16 protein-coding genes are annotated in these 16131 nt (G+C 68.1%); 8 read left to right on the top strand and 8 right to left on the bottom strand.

Annotation, left to right across the window (positions count from 1 at the left end; genetic code table 11):
* Positions 1–150 precede the first annotated feature (150 nt).
* Together ABAZ39_RS16605 and ABAZ39_RS16610 are read right to left on the bottom strand one after the other, a co-directional pair.
* Positions 151–1095: a LysR family transcriptional regulator gene (locus tag ABAZ39_RS16605; protein WP_040134051.1), complete on the bottom strand. Its 945-nt coding sequence runs from the start codon at positions 1093–1095 to the stop codon at positions 151–153.
* Positions 1096–1224: 129 nt separating this feature from the next.
* Positions 1225–2478, bottom strand: coding sequence for a multidrug effflux MFS transporter (locus tag ABAZ39_RS16610; RefSeq protein ID WP_103039090.1), 1254 nt, complete (start codon positions 2476–2478; stop codon positions 1225–1227).
* A 284-nt stretch (positions 2479–2762) separates the two neighbouring features.
* Here ABAZ39_RS16610 and ABAZ39_RS34330 point away from each other — a divergent pair, with 284 nt between their 5' ends.
* Positions 2763–6338, top strand: a complete 3576-nt coding sequence (locus ABAZ39_RS34330) for a hybrid sensor histidine kinase/response regulator (protein ID WP_081863108.1) — start codon at positions 2763–2765, stop codon at positions 6336–6338.
* A gap of 47 nt (positions 6339–6385) precedes the next feature.
* Here ABAZ39_RS34330 and ABAZ39_RS16620 read toward each other — a convergent pair whose 3' ends face one another.
* The 3 genes from ABAZ39_RS16620 to ABAZ39_RS16630 all read right to left on the bottom strand — a co-directional run bounded on the left by ABAZ39_RS16620 (position 6386) and on the right by ABAZ39_RS16630 (position 8691).
* On the bottom strand, positions 6386–7348 hold the full coding sequence (locus ABAZ39_RS16620) for a DMT family transporter (RefSeq protein WP_040134053.1): 963 nt from the start codon (positions 7346–7348) through the stop codon (positions 6386–6388).
* Between the two features lie 113 nt (positions 7349–7461).
* Positions 7462–8004 (bottom strand): DUF2934 domain-containing protein, encoded by a 543-nt coding sequence (locus ABAZ39_RS16625; RefSeq protein ID WP_040135378.1) that lies wholly within the window; start codon positions 8002–8004, stop codon positions 7462–7464.
* 162 nt (positions 8005–8166) lie between these two features.
* The gene (locus ABAZ39_RS16630) at positions 8167–8691 is read right to left on the bottom strand and encodes an acyloxyacyl hydrolase (RefSeq protein ID WP_247874869.1); all 525 of its coding nucleotides are present in this window, start codon (positions 8689–8691) and stop codon (positions 8167–8169) included.
* A gap of 297 nt (positions 8692–8988) precedes the next feature.
* Here ABAZ39_RS16630 and ABAZ39_RS16635 point away from each other — a divergent pair, with 297 nt between their 5' ends.
* From ABAZ39_RS16635 to ABAZ39_RS16650, 4 genes are all read left to right on the top strand, one after another.
* Positions 8989–10572 (top strand): bifunctional aminoglycoside phosphotransferase/ATP-binding protein, encoded by a 1584-nt coding sequence (locus ABAZ39_RS16635; protein ID WP_247874870.1) that lies wholly within the window; start codon positions 8989–8991, stop codon positions 10570–10572.
* Between the two features lie 138 nt (positions 10573–10710).
* Positions 10711–11577: a universal stress protein gene (locus ABAZ39_RS16640; RefSeq protein WP_051658193.1), complete on the top strand. Its 867-nt coding sequence runs from the start codon at positions 10711–10713 to the stop codon at positions 11575–11577.
* Between the two features lie 151 nt (positions 11578–11728).
* The gene (locus tag ABAZ39_RS16645) at positions 11729–11989 is read left to right on the top strand and encodes a hypothetical protein (RefSeq protein ID WP_040134055.1); all 261 of its coding nucleotides are present in this window, start codon (positions 11729–11731) and stop codon (positions 11987–11989) included.
* 241 nt (positions 11990–12230) lie between these two features.
* Entirely contained in the window at positions 12231–12590 is a 360-nt protein-coding gene (locus ABAZ39_RS16650) for a hypothetical protein (RefSeq protein ID WP_040134056.1), read from the top strand.
* Positions 12591–12717: 127 nt separating this feature from the next.
* On the opposite strand, the gene ABAZ39_RS36550 is transcribed toward ABAZ39_RS16650, so the two are convergent.
* The 3 genes from ABAZ39_RS36550 to folK form a co-directional block, all read right to left on the bottom strand.
* Positions 12718–12876: a hypothetical protein gene (locus ABAZ39_RS36550; RefSeq protein WP_175428731.1), complete on the bottom strand. Its 159-nt coding sequence runs from the start codon at positions 12874–12876 to the stop codon at positions 12718–12720.
* Between the two features lie 207 nt (positions 12877–13083).
* Positions 13084–13491, bottom strand: a complete 408-nt coding sequence (locus ABAZ39_RS16655; RefSeq protein WP_247874871.1) for a dihydroneopterin aldolase — start codon at positions 13489–13491, stop codon at positions 13084–13086.
* An 83-nt stretch (positions 13492–13574) separates the two neighbouring features.
* Positions 13575–14081, bottom strand: a complete 507-nt coding sequence (folK, locus tag ABAZ39_RS16660) for a 2-amino-4-hydroxy-6-hydroxymethyldihydropteridine diphosphokinase (protein ID WP_040134057.1) — start codon at positions 14079–14081, stop codon at positions 13575–13577.
* Between the two features lie 239 nt (positions 14082–14320).
* Here folK and ABAZ39_RS16665 point away from each other — a divergent pair, with 239 nt between their 5' ends.
* From ABAZ39_RS16665 to ABAZ39_RS16675, 3 genes are all read left to right on the top strand, one after another.
* The gene (locus tag ABAZ39_RS16665) at positions 14321–14782 is read left to right on the top strand and encodes a hypothetical protein (RefSeq protein ID WP_040134058.1); all 462 of its coding nucleotides are present in this window, start codon (positions 14321–14323) and stop codon (positions 14780–14782) included.
* A 103-nt stretch (positions 14783–14885) separates the two neighbouring features.
* Complete coding sequence (locus tag ABAZ39_RS16670; protein ID WP_040134059.1) at positions 14886–15596, top strand: SRPBCC family protein; 711 nt, start codon at positions 14886–14888, stop codon at positions 15594–15596.
* Positions 15597–15725: 129 nt separating this feature from the next.
* Positions 15726–16106, top strand: a complete 381-nt coding sequence (locus ABAZ39_RS16675) for a c-type cytochrome (protein WP_014197150.1) — start codon at positions 15726–15728, stop codon at positions 16104–16106.
* Positions 16107–16131 lie beyond the last annotated feature (25 nt).

The raw sequence follows: 16131 nt of genomic DNA on the forward strand, positions 1-16131 counted from the left end.
CTCCCCCGCGCCCACCTGGATCGGCGGCGCTTCGTTGGTGTCTTGTCCGTCAGCGTTACGGACATTGGGGGAGGCGCGCAAATTTGATTTTCTGATGCGGTGATAGGGTTTCGCTATCACCACACGAGCGGAACGGTTATGTCGTTGAGATCATAGCCCTTTTGACAAGCCCCAGGGGGCCAGCGCCTCGTCGGTCAAGGCGCGCACGCGCTCGGCGAGGCCCGGTTCGGCGGCGACGGCGGCCAGCGCCTTGGCGAGCGGGGCCGGCGGTTCGCGGTCGGCGTAGACGAGTCCGACGGCGTAGGTGAGGTCCGGCTCGGTCAGCGGCAGAGCCACCAGATCGGGGTGGAGCGCGACCAGGGTGAGGAGCTGGCTGGGCACCACGCTGGCCGCCAGACCGCTGCGCACGATGGTGTAGATGGTGACGATGGAGTTCGTCTCCATCAGCGGGACCACCGTCCGGTCGGCCATGCGGAAGGCGGTGTCGGCGATGCGCCGGTTCTGCATGTCCGGGGTGAGCAGGCACAGCGGCAGCTTCGCCGCGTCCGCCCAGCGGATGCTGGTGGTGCCTTCGCTGACTTGGCGGCGCTGGGCCAGCAGAAAGTAGCGCTCCGAGAACAGCGGAACGGTGCGGACGTTGCTCAGCGGCTCGTTGTCGAGATAGGTGACGGCGGCGTCCAGCTCGAACCCGTCGAGGTCGCGCTGGATGTCCCGCGAGCTGAGCGAACGCACGCTGGAGCGGATCTGCGGGTAGCGCTCGGCGAAGCGGGCCAGCACATGGGGAACGGCGGGCAGGGCGGTCGGGATGGCGCCGATCCGCAAATGGCCGGACAGGCCCTGGCCCAGCGCCGTCAGTTCCTGGTACAGCCCGTCGCGCTCCGCGACGATGCGGCGGGCGTATTCCAGAACCTTCAGCCCCTCCGGCGTGAAGCCGGAGAATTTCTGCCCGCGCTCGACGATGGGCACGCGCAGCTCGTCCTCAAGCTGGCGGATGGCGTTGGACAGCGTCGGCTGGGAAACGTGGCAGGCCTCCGCCGCCCGGCCGAAATGCTGCTCGCGCGCCAGGGCCAGCAGATAGACGAATTTGCGGAACACAGTCCCCTCCCGCGCGTGATGGGCTGGTGCCCGCTCGGCGCCCGCTCCCGGGCGTCGCGCACGTTATGCCGAATCGGGCACACCGCCGGCAAGGGCGGAGACGCTTCCCCTCCGATGCACCCGTTGGCGTCAGTCTCCCGGCTGCGCCGTGGCGGCGGCGTGGGTGGAGCGCATCAGGGTTCCGCGCTCGGTCAGCAAAACCGTCAGCAGCGCCAGCACCCCCAGCACGGTGAAGCCGATGGTCAGCGGGCGCACGGTGCCGTCGAAGGACTGGCCGACGATCCAGCCGACCACCGCCGCCATGCCGGTGCTGAAGAAGCCGACGAAGGACGATCCCATGCCCGCCACGTGGCCCAGCGGTTCCATGGCCATGGCGTTGAAGTTCGGGGCGATCAGGCCGAAGCAGAAGAAGATCGCCGCCATGAACAGGCCGAGGCCGAGCAGCGGCGGATGCTCCGGAAAGCCCAGCAGTGCCATGGCAACGCCGGTCAGCGTGTAGCCGAGCAGGGCGACGTGCGACACCCGGTGCATGCCGACCCGCCCGACCAGCCGCGCGTTGACCAGCGAGGCCAGCGCCATCACCCCGGCGATCGCTCCGAAGGCCACCGGGAACAGCGCCCCCAGCCCGTAGACGTCCACGAAAATCTGCTGGGCGCTGCCGACGTAGCTCAGCAGCCCGCCGAACAGCAGCCCCATCGCCGCGGTGTAGCCGACCGTCGCGCGGGTCGTCACCACCTTGTGGAAGGCATGGCCGAGCGACGCGGGGGAGAGCGGCATCCGGTCCTCCGGCGCGCGGGTTTCCGCCAGCCGCAGCATCGACCAGGCGAAAGCGGCGACGGCCGCCAGGAACAGCGCGCCGAACACCCACGGCCAAGTGCCGAGGCGCAGGATTCCCTCGCCCAGGGCCGGGGCGATGATCGGCACGATGATGAAGATCATCATCACGAAGGACATCACCCGCGCCATGTCGCGCCCGACGAAGCGGTCGCGCACGATGGCGATGGCGACGACTCGCGGGGCGGCGGCGCCGAAGCCCTGCAACGCGCGGGCGGCCAGCAGCGCGGTGAAGCTGGGGGCGAAGACCGCGCCCAGCGACCCGATGGCGAAGATCACCAGACCGGCGGCCAGCACCGGCTTGCGCCCGAACCGGTCGGACAGCGGCCCGTGGAAAGGCTGCCCGATCGCGAAACCCAGCATATAGGCGGTGATGACGAGCTGCCGGTCGTTCTCCCGCACCACCCCGAAGGAACCGGCGATGTCCGGCAAGGCAACGAGCATGATGTCGATGGACAGCGCCGTCAGCGCCATCAAGAGGGCCATGAGCGCGACGAACTCGCCGAAGCGGATGTCGCCGCTCCGACCGGCGGAAGCGGAATGGGGCATGGATTCAGGCATTCGACCAATGTGCCGCCCGTCTGTCTCCGCGGCAAATCGAATTCCCGCAGGCCCGCCATCGATATTTGGACATCGACACTTCAGGGCTGTGTCACCTTGCGGCCCTGTGCGCTGCACACTACCACTTTCTGTGGCGCACCCAACTTTCATTTGAGAACACCAAGAACTTCACGCGGTCCCTGCTGAAAATAGTGATAGATGGGCGGATTTTGTGGGAGTCGCTTGAGTGTCTGTCTATAGTGGGCGGCGTCAACGGTCTGTGAAAATCGGGTATGCGCCTTCGTCTCCCCTTTGTGGCCCTGCTGGCGCTTCTTCCACTCGTCGCCTTCGCGGTGGCAGCGATCATGCTGGTCGACCGTCAACAGGAGCGGTCGGTCGAGGAACTGATCCGCCATGCCACCGACGCGGCGGTGCGGACCGTGGATGGGCGCGTCCTTATGACGCGCAGCGCGCTCGAAATCATGTCCTCGGCCCGTTCGCTCGACATCGGCGACCGCGCGGTTTGGATGGAGCGGGCGGAACGTGCGCTGCGCCAGCGTCCGGATTGGATCGCCCTGGAGGTTCGCGACCGCCACGGTGACGTCAACCTGCTCCACCGGCCGCAGGAGCCGGAAGCCGCCGCCATCGATCCTGCGGCCCGATCCGTCCAGACGGACCGTGTGTTCCGGTCGGGGGAGGTCTGGATCAGCGGCGTCATAACCGACCCGACCGGCAAGGTGGAGCCGGTCTTCGCCGTCAGCGTGCCGGTTTGGGGCGTGGGCGAGGTGCGGTTGGTCCTGACCGCCTACGTGCGGGCCTGGTCCCTCCGTCAGGTCCTGATCGATCAGGTGGCGACGCCGAACTGGATCGTCGCGCTCCTCGACCGTGACGGGCGGTTCGTCGCCCGGTCGAGGTCCGAAACGGCCTTCGACCCGGTGGTCGGGAGGCAGGCGCACGAATCCCTCGCCCATGCGCTGAAGACCGGCGACGAGTTCTTTCTGTCCCGCACCCAGCAAGGGCAGGAGGTGCTGTCGGCGAAGGCCGGTTCCGTGGCGGCGCCGGGCTGGCTCCTGGCCCTCGGCACGCCGGCCGAGCCGATCCAGGCGGCGGCGCGGCGCACGGTCTACACGATCGCCGGCGGCGGTCTGGGCGCGCTGGCGGTGGCGGCGCTGGTCGCCTGGGCGCTTGTGCGTTCCCACGACCGGCGCGCCGCGGCCGAGCGGCGCGCGCGGGTGGCCGAAGCCGCGGCGGAGGCCGACCGGCGATCCCACGCCATTCTGGAAAGCACGACGGACGGCGTCTACGAGGTCGACCGGTCCTGGCGCATCGTCTACATGAACGGACGCGCGCGCGGCCTGATGGCCGGCAGCAGCGACCTGACCGGACAGCGGCTGTGGGAGGCCTTTCCCGACGCCATGGGGACGGTGCTGTGGGACCGCCTGCACATCGCCATGAGGGACCGCCATCCCGACGAGTTCGAGGCTTACTTCGCCCCGCTCGGCGTCTGGCTCTTCCTGCGGGTTTTCCCGTCGTCCGCCGGGTTGGCCATCTATTTCCAGGACATCAGCAAGCGCCTTCTCGCCGAGCGGGCGCTGGAACGCGCGGTGGAACAGGCGAACCAGATCCTGGAGAGCATCGGCGACGCTTTCTACGCCATCGACCGCGATTGGCGGATCACCTATGTGAACAAGCGCGCCCAGGAGATGTTCGAGCGCCCGCGCGCGGATCTCGTCGGCAGCTGCCTGCTGGATCTGTTTCCCGAAGTGGCCGGCAACACCGTCATCCGCACCTTCGAGGCCGCCATGGCCGACCAGCAGCCGCGGGAGTTCGAGGCGTTGTCCGGCATCTTCCAGCGCTGGACGATGTTCAACGTCTATCCGCAGGCGGGCGGCGGCCTGTCCATCTACTTCCGCGATGTGTCCGCCCACCGCGCGGCGGAGGCCGCCCTGCGCGCCAGCGAACACCGCTACCGCACGCTTCTGGAAGCGCTGCCGCAGATGGTCTGGACCTGCCGGGCGGACGGCAGTTGCGATTTCCTCAGCCAGCAATGGCTGTCCTACACCGGCCAGCGGGCGGAGGAGGCACGGGATTTCGGCTGGTCCGAATCTGTTCATCCCGACGATCGACAGCGCCTTCTCACGATCTGGATACAGGCGGTCGAAGCGCGGACGATCTTCGACACCGAGGCGCGTATCCGCAGCGCCGCCGGCAGCTACCACTGGTTCAAGCAGCGTGCCCTGCCGATCACCGACCCGGAAACCGGGGAAGAGCGCTGGTTCGGCACCTCCACCGACATCACCGACATCTTCGAGGCGCGCGATGCCATGCAGGCGGCGAAGGAGGAGGCGGAGGAGGTCGGGCTGCGCTTCCGCACGCTGGCGGACTCCATCCCGCAGCTCGCCTGGATGGCCCGTCCGGATGGGCGGATCTTTTGGTACAATCAAAGATGGTATGACTATACGGGCGTCGTCGAGGGCGCGGACGCCGCTTCCGGTCCTCTGTGGGACGGAATCCTTCCCGCCGACCACGCCGAGCGCGTCACCGCCAGTCTTCAGCGGTCCCTTCGGACGGGGAAACCGTGGGAGGACACCTTCCCCATGGCCGGGCGGGACGGTGCCTTCCGCTGGTTCCTGTCGCGGGCGCTGCCCGTCCACGATTCCGACGGTGCCGTCGTTCTGTGGTTCGGCACGAACACCGACGTGACCGACCGGCTGGAGGCCGAGGACGCCCTGCGCCGCGCCAAGGAGGAGGCGGAACGGGCAGCCCTGTCCAAGTCCAAGTTCCTCGCTTCGGCCAGCCACGACCTGCGCCAGCCGATGCAGTCGTTGTTCCTATTCTCCGGGGCGCTGCATGGCCACGTCCAGGGGGAGAAGGGGATGAAGGCGCTGCGCCTGCTGGAGAGCGGTCTGGACGCGCTGAAGGGATTGCTGGACAGCCTGCTCGACGTGTCGCGCCTGGACGCCGGGGTGGTCAAGCCGACATTGGAGGATTTTCCGGTGGCGCTGCTGCTCGACCACATCGCGGCGGGCTATGCCCCGGTGGCCCGTGGCAAGGGGCTCGACTGGACGATGGAGGGGTGTCCGCTGAACATCCGCTCCGACCGGGTGCTGCTGGGCCGGATGATCCGCAATCTCGTGGAGAACGCCATCCGCTACACGGAGCAGGGCAGCATCGCCATCACCTGCGCGGTCGTGGACGGGCGCATGCGGATCACCGTCGCCGACACCGGCATCGGCATCTCAGGCGAACAACTGCCCCGCATCTTCGAGGAGTTCCATCAGGTCGGCAACCCGGAACGCGACCGCAGCCAGGGGCTTGGGCTGGGCCTCGCCATCGTGCAGCGCATCGGGCAGCTTCTGGACCATCCGGTGACCGTCCGCTCCACGCCCGGCGTGGGGTCGGTCTTCGCCATCGAGGTGCCGTTGGGCGAGATTCCAAAGCCCGTGGACCTCGCGTCGGCGGGGCATGCCCCCATGGCGCCGGGCGGCGGGGAGGAGCGGTTGGCGATGGTCATCGACGACGACGCCATCGTGCTGCTTGGCCTTCAGGCCATCCTGCGCGAATGGGGGTACGAGGTCCTGATCGCCGGATCGGGGGAACAGGCGGTGGACAAGCTGCGCTCGGTCAGTCGCAAGCCCGACATCATCATCGCCGATTACCGCCTGCGCGAAGGCAAGGTCGGCACCGATGCCATCCTCGGCATCCGCAACCTGTTCGACGCCGAGATCCCGGCGATCATCGTGACCGGGGAAACCGGTCCGGAATGCCAGCGCGACGCCGTGCGTCACGGCTTCGGCCTGATGCACAAGCCGGTGACCCCGCGCCAGCTCGCCGGAGCCATGGAACGCTCCCTGCAACCGGCGGAATAAGGCCGGCGGAATGGGGTTGGCCGAACGAGGCGAACGGGCTTCGGCGATCAGTCGCCGCCGCCACCCATCGCGGGCGGGCTGGGGGGAAGGCGGCGTCGCGTCTCACGGTGCAGGATGTAGAGGCCGCTCACCGCCACCACGGCGGCCCCCGACACCATGTGCAGGGTCGGCATCTCGTTCCACAGCAGCCAGCCGAACAGGACGGCCCACAACAGCGCGGCGTAGTTGAAGGGCGCCACCACGGCCGCCGGGGCCAGCGAATAGGCCCGCGTCAGGAAAAGCTGGGCGCCGCCGCCCAGGACGCCGGTGGCCGACAGCAGGGCGAAATCGGTCAGGCTGCGCGGGGTGACCCACACGAAGGGCATGACCAGCGCCAGGATCAGGGTGGTGATCGCCGTGAAGTAGAAGACGATGGTGTTGGCGCGCTCGGACTTGCTGAGCTGGCGGATCGCCACCATCGCGAAGGATTGGAAGAAGGCGGCACCGAGCGCGACCAGCGCCCCCAGATGGGTCAACATCTCGCCGGACGGCTGGACCATGATGAGGACACCGACGAAGCCGACCAGCACCGCGCTCCACCGGTAAATGCCAACCTTTTCGCCGAGCAGCGGCACCGACAGGGCGGTGAGGAAGAGCGGGGCCGAGAAGTTCAGCGCCACCGCGTCTCCCAGCGGCAACAGATTGAACGACCAGAAGGTCAGCGACATGGCGGTCAGCCCGACGACCGAGCGCCAGACATGACCCATCGGCCGCTCGGTGCGCAGGTTGCTGATCCACCCGCCCTGCAGCGAGATGACCACCGCCACCGGGATCAACGCCATGGCGTTGCGGAAGAAGGTCACCTCGATGACGGGGTACGTCTCCGAGAGCAGCTTCACCAGCACGTTCATCACGGAGAACAGCAGCACCGATGCCAGCATCATGACGATGCCGAGCGGTATGTTCTCCACGCGGATGTGGCGGGGCGTCGCGGGACGGGCGGGGGCGGGGGAGAGGGGAGGCGCGGTCACCCCCGGATGCTATCAAGCGCAACCACCCGCGTCACGTTGCCGCGACGCGGGTGGTCATGTCCTGACGGAATGGCCGGATTGCGGCGTCATGCCGTTCCGGCCGCGGCGTGTTGTCAGCGGTTGTTCAGCAGGTCGGCGATTTCGGCTTCGGCTAGCAGCCAATGGTCCATCTCGCGCCCGTTCGGACGGCCTTCGCGCTCCCAGATCTCATAGGCGCGCTCCTGCACCATGCGGTTCTTCTGGCCGTGCAGCAGGCCTTCCGCGATGTGCATGTTGATGCGCGACAGCGAGACCATCTTGCTCGCCTCGATCGAGCCCCGGGTCGCTTCCATGGTGGTGACGGTGACGTACTGCGCGAGGTTGCGCAGGTTCGCCTTGACCTCGGACTCCAGGGTGTTCTCTTCGTTCTGGAGCACCGTCTTGATGGCGACCCAGAGGCGCAGATTGTGGTCCAGCGCCTGGCTCGCCTTTTCCGGCGTGTCGGCTTCGACCAGCAGGCTGGCGGCGTGCAGCAGCGCGACCGCGTCCTGCTCGATGGCCGCGAAATTGGTGTTCAGGACGATTTCCGCCCCGGTGTCGGTGGCGAGCGCCTCGGCCGCTTCAAGCGACGGAGCGGCTTCGACGGTCTTTGCGGTGGCGGTCTTGCGCTTGGCCATGATCGAATCCCCGGCGTTGGTCCCCGAGGTCAATAGAACCAGCCGTCATTAACAAGTGGTTAAGGCGAGTATTGCCAACCCCTTTGCGCAGCCTCCGCGTCAAAACAAACGTCAAGTGATTCGCGGATGGTCATGTTGCGCTGCAAAACAAGCGGCGGGCTGTCAGCGTCCGGTGAACGCCCCGAACGGCATGCGGTAGTAGAGTCCGAAGACGTTGTTGGCCGGCGCCGCGGCGTCCGCGTTTGGTCCACTGGTGTCGATGCGGCTGTAGCCCAGGCTGAAGCGGGCCTTGTTCTCGAACTGGTAGCCGAGTTCGAGCTGGGAGCGGAATTCGACCACGCTGCCCGTCGCCGCGGAGTCGCGTGGGGTGACCGGCAGGGTTCCGGCTCCGACGCTGGGCGTGAAGACGAAGGAGGACCCTCCCAGCGGAACGTCGATCAGGATGCCGCCCATGCCGTACAGGCTGCCGTCCGGCGCGCTGGGGCCGAGCGACACCCAGGGGCGCACCTCCGCGTATCCGTCGAGCTTGGGCAGGAGGGAGGAGCCGATGCGGATCTTGTTGTGCAGGTCGGACACCTTGGTGTCCGGTGCTTCCCCGACGCTGTAGGCGAGGCCGCCGATCTTCCAGTTGCCGATGCGGTCTTCGGGCATCGACAGGGTCTGCGCGCCAGCGGATCCGGAGAGCATGAGGCCCGCCGCGGCAACCACCAGACAGAGGCACGAGGTCCCATGACGCACGGCGGCCTGCTCCCGATCGATCGTTGACGGTCCTACTCCGGCTGCTCCAGTCTACCGCGCCCGATCACGGCGCGGTTGTGGCATTACGCGTCGCGCCGCACCTCCGCGCAAGCGCGTAACGGGGCTACTCCCAGATGTCGTGCGTGCTGCCCTCCGCGTCAATGGTGGAAGGGCTGCCCTGTTTGCGGAGGCCTAGGCGGTTTGCGGGGCTCATCGGGGACGCCCGGAGCGTGCTAGACTTTCGCCATGCAGCACGCCGCTTCCGATCCGAAGCAGGACCCGGCGCCGGGCCCGACGCCGGGTTCGATTCCGATGGCGGCCGCCTTTCTCGCCGATCCGGCGAGCCATGGCGGGGCGGCGGTGCAGCGTGTCGAAACCCACGCCGCCATCGTCTTCCTGGCCGGAGACCGCGCCTACAAGCTGAAGCGCGCGGTCCGCTATCCCTATCTCGATTATTCGACGGTCGAGCGGCGGCGCATGGCGTGTGTGGAGGAGTTGCGCCTGAACCGGCGCACCGCGCCGTCGCTCTATCTCGGACTGGACTCGGTGGTGCGACGGTCGGACGGAAGTCTCGCTTTCGGTGGCGAGGAAGTGAAGGGTGGAACGGCGCTGGATTGGCTGGTCGTGATGCGCCGCTTTCCGCAGGACGCCCTGCTGGACCGCATGGCGGAGCGTGGGGGTCTCGACGACGCGCTGATTCGCGACCTCGCCGACGCCGTGACCGCCTTCCACGCCGCCGCTGAGCCGCGTCCGGACAGTGGCGGGGCGGTGGCGATGCGGGAGGTGGTGGAGGGCAGCATCGCTGAACTGCGCGCCGGATCGTCCCTGTTTCCGCCGGCGCGTGTGGAGCGGCTGGGCAAGCGGTCGGCGGAGGCGCTGGACCGTCTGGCCCCGCTGCTGGAGGAGCGGCGGCGCGGCGGCTTCGTCCGGCATTGCCACGGCGACCTGCATCTGCGGAACATCGTGCTGCTGGATGGAAAGCCGGTGCTGTTCGATGGCATCGAATTCGACGAGCGGCTGGCGGTCATCGACGTCGCCTACGACCTCGCTTTTCTGCTGATGGATCTGGAGCGGCGGGGCCTTCGTCCGCTTGGCAACGCCTTCCTCAACCGCAGCCTGGACGCGGCTGAGGATTACGGCGCCCTGGCGCTGCTGCCCCTGTTCCTGTCGGCGCGGGCGGCCATCCGTGCCAAGGTCGCCGCCAGCACGGCGGCGCTCCGCCCCGACGAGGACGCGGCGCGGCGGTTGGAACGGGAGGCGGCAGCCTATCTGGAACACGCCGTGGCGGCGCTGGAACCGCCGCCGCCGCGGCTGGTCGCCATCGGCGGCCTGTCCGGCAGCGGCAAGACGCGGCTGGCCCGTGCTCTGGCGCCGTCGCTGGGCGCCTCGCCGGGGGCCGTGGTCCTGCGCTCCGACGCGCTGCGCAAGCGGCTGTTCGGGATCGGGGAGACGGAGCGGCTCCCCGCCGAGGCCTACACGCCGGCGGTGACCGAGCGGGTCTATGCCGGGCTTCTGGAGCGGGCGCGGACGGCGCTGGCGGCTGGACACGCCGTGGTGCTGGACGCCGTCCATGCCCGTCCGGAGGAGCGGGCCGCCGCGGCCGCTCTCTCGGCGGAGGCCGGCGTGCGATTCGACGGGATCTGGCTGGACGCCCCCTTGGACACGCGGATCGCCCGCATCGCCGGCCGCCGCGGCGACGCCTCCGACGCCACGGCGGAGGTGGCCGAGCGGCAGACTGTCTATGATCTGGGCCCGCTTGAATGGCTGCGCACGAATGCTGGCAGGGATGCGGGGGAAACGCTTGCGGCCGTGCTGGAGCGACTGGTGTAATTCCAGGTGGAACGGGCGCCGCCGGTTCCCCATGGTCTAGACTACGGGCGGCGCGGCGCTGGAAACGGTGCATCCAGCCGCCGTTCCGACAGGCACCGTCCAGAAGATGGGCCGGCGGAAACGGCCCGGGGGGAGATCATGTCACTCAAGACGATCCTTGTGCCGCTGGCCGGACTCGACGGCGACACGGTGGCGCTGAACGCCGCGCTGAAGATCGCGCGCGAATTCGACGCCCATGTCGACGCCCTGTTCGTGTCGCTGGACCCGCGCGACGCCGTGCCCATGCTGGGCGAGGGCATGTCCGGCGCGATGGTCGAAGAGATCATGCGCGCCGCCGAAGGGGAGTCGAAGACCCACCTCCACACCGCCCGCCGGACCTTCGACGATGTGATTCGCGCTGCGGACATCGAACTGCGCGACATCCCCACCGGCGTCGAGGCGCCGACCGCCCAGTGGCGCGAGGAAACCGGACGCGTCGAGGAGGTGGTGCCGCGCGAGGGGCGGCTGGCCGATCTGCTGGTCTTCGCCCACACCACGCTCGACAGCAACACCCAGGCCTACGCCACGGTGGAAAGCGCCCTGCTGGGGGCGGCCCGTCCGCTGCTGCTGGCGCCCGCCACCCTGCCGGACGAGATCGGGCGCACGGTGGCGCTCGCCTGGAACGGCAGCCCCGAATCGGTGCGCGCCCTGGCCGGGGCGATGCCCTTCCTGACCGGCGCGGACACCGTCCACGTCCTGACCGCCGAGACCTCGCACACCCAGGCTGCGGCAGGTCGTCGCATCGCCCACTATCTCGCTTGGCACGGCGTTAACGTTCAGGTAACCATATTGAAGCCGGGATCGGAACCCGTCGGCCAAGCCATCATCAACAAGGCCACGGAACTTGGGTCCGACCTCCTCGTGATGGGGGGCTACGGACACAGCCGGATGCGGGAAATGATCCTGGGTGGCGTGACCCGCTATGTGCTGAATCACGCCGGCCTGCCCGTGCTGATGGCCCACTGATCCAAGGGCCTCTCTTTTAAAAGGCCGGGCTTTTCCGATCCGACGCGCGGCGCCGCAATGGTGGGCGCCCTCCACGCCGATGGTTTTCAACCACAAGGGCCACCCGGACTCCGGTCCGGGCAAGGCCCGGCAATCGGGAAGGGAACGCGCCATGTTGACGATCGACGATTGCATCGCGCTCAGCGATCTGACCGAAGCGGAAATCGACGCCATCGCGGAACATGAGCATCTGCCGGAAATCCTGGCGGTGGAGCTGGGTTGCTGCCTTGCCCACGACGCCGAGGGCATCCGCCGGATCGCCCGCATCATCCGCGAGGACATCGACCGGGCCCGCAGCCATGGGCAGACCGTCCATGCCCGTCAGTTGACGGTGGTCCTGGACAGCTTCGTGCAGCAGCACCCGGCCCTTTAGCCGGGCGGCACGAGCCGGTGACAGGAAGGAAACGCCCCGCCTGCACCCCGCCTGCGCCATGACGGCGAGCTGGGTGCAGGGCCGGGTGTGGGGAGGTGCGGAACAACCGCCCCCCTTTTCGGTTGGCATCGGCGAGTTCGCGTCGGGGGGGCGGTGGGGAGCGCGTCGATCGCGCTCCCCCAACCGTCGTCCGCCTGCGACGCGCAGTCTCGTTCCGCTGCCAGCACAAAGGACGACGCCCGTGCCCTTGAAGACAATCCGCCTCGAACTGGCCCGCACCACCGACCATCCGGAAGGCAGCGCGGAGCACGGCTATGAATTCACCGCCCCGCTGACGTCGGACGGTCATCTTGACCTTGAGGAATGGTGCGATCGGAAGGCTGTGTGCACGGTCCGCCGTTTCTGGCGCGGGGAGGACGAGCAGACCGGCCATCTGGTCCATCGGGGCAAGGGCTGGCTGTTCGATTACGACGCCGACGACAGCGACGACGACGAACCGATTTTCCGCTTCGACCGTCACACGCTGGTGGAGGGTGAATACATCTCCATCACCGAGCATGACGGTGTGCAGCGTCCCTTCCGCATCGTCTCCGTCCGCTGAGCGCCCTTCACCGGGTGCACCTCGGCATCCGAGCCGGTCCGCCTCGGTCGGACGCGCCGCCGGTCCGGCAGATGCATGAGCTGGATTCGCTCGGGCTGCCGGGTTTCGCCGTGCCGGATTTCGCCGTTCAGGCGGCCAGCTGCTCCTCGCGGTCGCGCAAGTTCCGCCCGACCTGATCGAGAAGTTGCCGGAGCGTCTCGGCGGTCATCCCATCCCGTTTCATCAGGGCGACGATGATGGGCTCGTCCAGGATTTCCGACAGGGTCGGAGCCGTCAAATGGTCCATGTTACCCTCCCTGTGCATTCCGGCCGGCCTTGAGGCGGCGTCGATTCTATTTTACGGAAGATACGGTATTTCGCAATGATGCTGCATCGCGAAATAAACTGTCTCGGTCTATGCAAGGGTAAGAAAGCGCTGAGTGTTCATGCCTGAACATCGCAAGGATGCCTATACCGGCATGGGAGGTACCGCGAAGGGAGAGTGCTGTCGGGGTCAGTTGTCCGCGTCGCGGTTCCGCGTGATCGTCACTCCGGCCCCGGCGGTGTCGGGAAGCAGGGATGGCAGTTCCACGTCGACGCGCACCTGGCGCACCTTCGGGTGGGCCAGGCACAGGGCGGCGGCCTGATCGGCCAGATAGTCGGGGCCGGGCACGGCTTCCTGCGCGCACAGGCGGCGCAGATCCTCCACGATGTCCTCGTAGGACATGACGGCGGTGATGTCGTCGGGGAAGCTCAGGCCGGGGTGGCTGACCTTCAACTCCAGGCTGATATGGACGGTGGGCCGCCCGGGCCGTCCGGCGATCGACACTGAGGCGGTGAAGTCGCGCAGCAGGATGGTGTAGGTCGCCGCCGCGCCGCAAACATCGGCGCCGAGGGGTCGGGAAACGGGATCGTTGGGCAAAAAAGACATCTCCTGGCGGGTGGCGGCCGCCTCGTCGCTGCGCCGCGCCCACTATAGCGCAGGCGCCCGTCCTTTCGGCAAGGTCAGACCGTTACCGGAAGCTCCGTGCCGGTGCGGACCACCGTGTCGCGGCCCGGCACGGTGGCCAGAAGATCGTCGACGCTGCGCGCGATGGCCGGGTGCTGGAGGCCGCCGGCGATGTCGGCCAGCGGGGCCAGGACGAAGGCGCGCTCCGCGATGCGGGGATGGGGGATCTCCAGCTCCGGCGCATACATCACCAACTCGCCGTAGAACAGGATGTCGATGTCGATGGGGCGCGGCCCGAAGCGAAGGCCGCCGTCCAGATCACGGCCCATCTCCGCCTCGACAGCCTTGAGGTGGCGGAGAAGCTCCCACGGGCCGAGCGCCGTCTGAGCGCGCAGCACCATGTTCAGGAAGGCCGGCTGGTCGGTCACGTACATCGGTGCGGTTTCGTAGACGGGCGACGTCAGCGTGATGCGGACCTGCGGGGCGAGCCGTTGCTGCGCGGCCGCCAGATTGGCGGCGCGGTCGCCGAGATTGCTGCCGAGCGCAAGGTAGACCGTGGTCATCGCAGAACCGTCGCTAGTCGAAACCATACCATTGTCAGTCATACCACGATCCTCCGTTCCATCAACCGTCAAAGCGTCCTCACATCCGAAACCAGCCATTCGGCCCCGGGGATCGGCGCCGGGTGATGGCCGGACCGGCAGTAAGCACGCTCCGGTTTAGGTAGCCGGCTTTCTCCGGGAACCGCAAGCGGTGGGCGGGGTTGTGCCAGTCGTGCGATGCTGCAGGGGAGGGTAGGGTCATGACGCTTCGGCATGGTGGGACGGTGGCGCTTCTGGGCATGGCCGGGGCGCTTCTGGCGTCCTGCGCCACCGGGCCGGACCCGCAGATCGCCCGGCGCGCCCAGACCGAACTGGTGGGCATGCCGAAGGAGAGGCTGCTCGCCTGCGCCGGGGTTCCGGCGCGGCAGGCCCAGGCCGGCGGACGGGAATACTACACCTACGTCTCCGACCCCGGCGTGGCGATCAGTCCGCTCGGCGGCAGCAGCATCGGCGTCGGCGGTTTCGGAGGCGGCGGTTCCAGCGGCGTCGGTGTCGGGTTGGGATTCGGGCTCCCTCTCGGTTCTTCGTCTCCCGGCATGTGCGAGGCCACCTTCGTCCTGGGGCCGGGCGGGGTGGTGGAGCAGGTGTCCTACCCGGGCAACGCCTCGCTGTCCGCCTGCACGCCGATCGTCCAGAACTGTGTGCCGCCCGCCCCGCGGTGAACCGTCCCGTCCTGGCTGAAAGGGGGACTGTCGCCGGTTGCGGCCTTGCCGTATCGTCCGGCTATGGCTTGGCTGTGAAAAAAAAGCAGGGGAGGACCACGTCATGGACATGAGCGGCAGCCAGCGCATCACGGCCCCGCGGGACAAGGTGTGGGCGGCGCTGAACGACCCGGACATTCTGCGCCAGTGCATTCCCGGCTGCGAGGAGGTGCAGAAGACCTCCGACACGGAATTCACCGCGAAAGTGGTCGCCAAGGTGGGACCGGTCAGCGCCAAGTTCTCCGGCAAGGTGACGCTGTCGGACCTCGATCCGCCCAACGGCTACACCATCACCGGCGAAGGCTCCGGCGGGGCCGCCGGCTTCGGCAAGGGCGGCGCCAAGGTCTCGCTGGAACCGGACGGCGAGGCGGCGACGGTGCTGTCCTACACCGCCCACGCCACGGTTGGCGGCAAGCTCGCGCAGATCGGTTCACGCCTGGTGGACGCCACGGCGCGCAAGATGGCCGACGATTTCTTCAACCGCTTCACGGCGGTGGTCGGCGGACCGCAGCCGGAAGCGGTTTCCGAACCGGTTGCCGGACCAGCCCCCGAGATGGCCGCCGCACCGGTCTCCGACGCCGTTGCGAGGCCCACTGCCCAGAGTGCTGCCAGGAGCGCTGCCGCTCCACAACCGGTGACGCCCGCCGTCGCGGCGCCCGCGCCGGAAATCCCCATTCCGCTTCCCGCCGCCCGGGGGCGCGGCGGCTTCTATGTGCCCTGGGCGGCGCTGGTCGTGGTGGCCGTTCTTGTCCTTCTTCTCGCCTGGATGAAATAACCCGTATTTGGTGTTTGTGCTGTGGGCGCGACACGTTGGGGGGTTGGCCTTAACCACAGAATGTGTATGCTGCGCCCGAACCTGCCGGCATCCGAACGCCGGCTTCATCCGGAAGGGGGAATCTGACCAATGAACAAGCATATCCTGGGCGCCGCTCTGATCGCCGGCATTGCCATGGGCGCGGGCGCCGCGCAGGCCGCTGATGCCGCCGCCGGTAAGGACGTCTTCAAGCAGTGCATGGCCTGCCATACCGCCGAGCAGGGCAAGAACAAGGTCGGCCCGTCGCTGTTCGGCGTCGTTGGCCGCCCGGCCGCCTCGATCGACGGCTTCAAGTACTCCAAGCCGATGCAGGAGAAGGCCGCCGGTGGTCTGACCTGGACCCCGGACAACCTGAAGGCCTACATCACCGCCCCGAAGGAAGTCGTTCCGGGTGGCACGATGGCCTTCGCCGGTATCAAGGACGCCGGCAAGGTGGACGATCTGGTCGCCTTCCTGGCCGAGCAGAAGTAAAGACGCCCGCGTTTCGGCGCGGGGG

The organism is Azospirillum argentinense, assembly GCF_000632475.1.
Classification (GTDB): Bacteria; Pseudomonadota; Alphaproteobacteria; order Azospirillales; family Azospirillaceae; genus Azospirillum; species Azospirillum baldaniorum.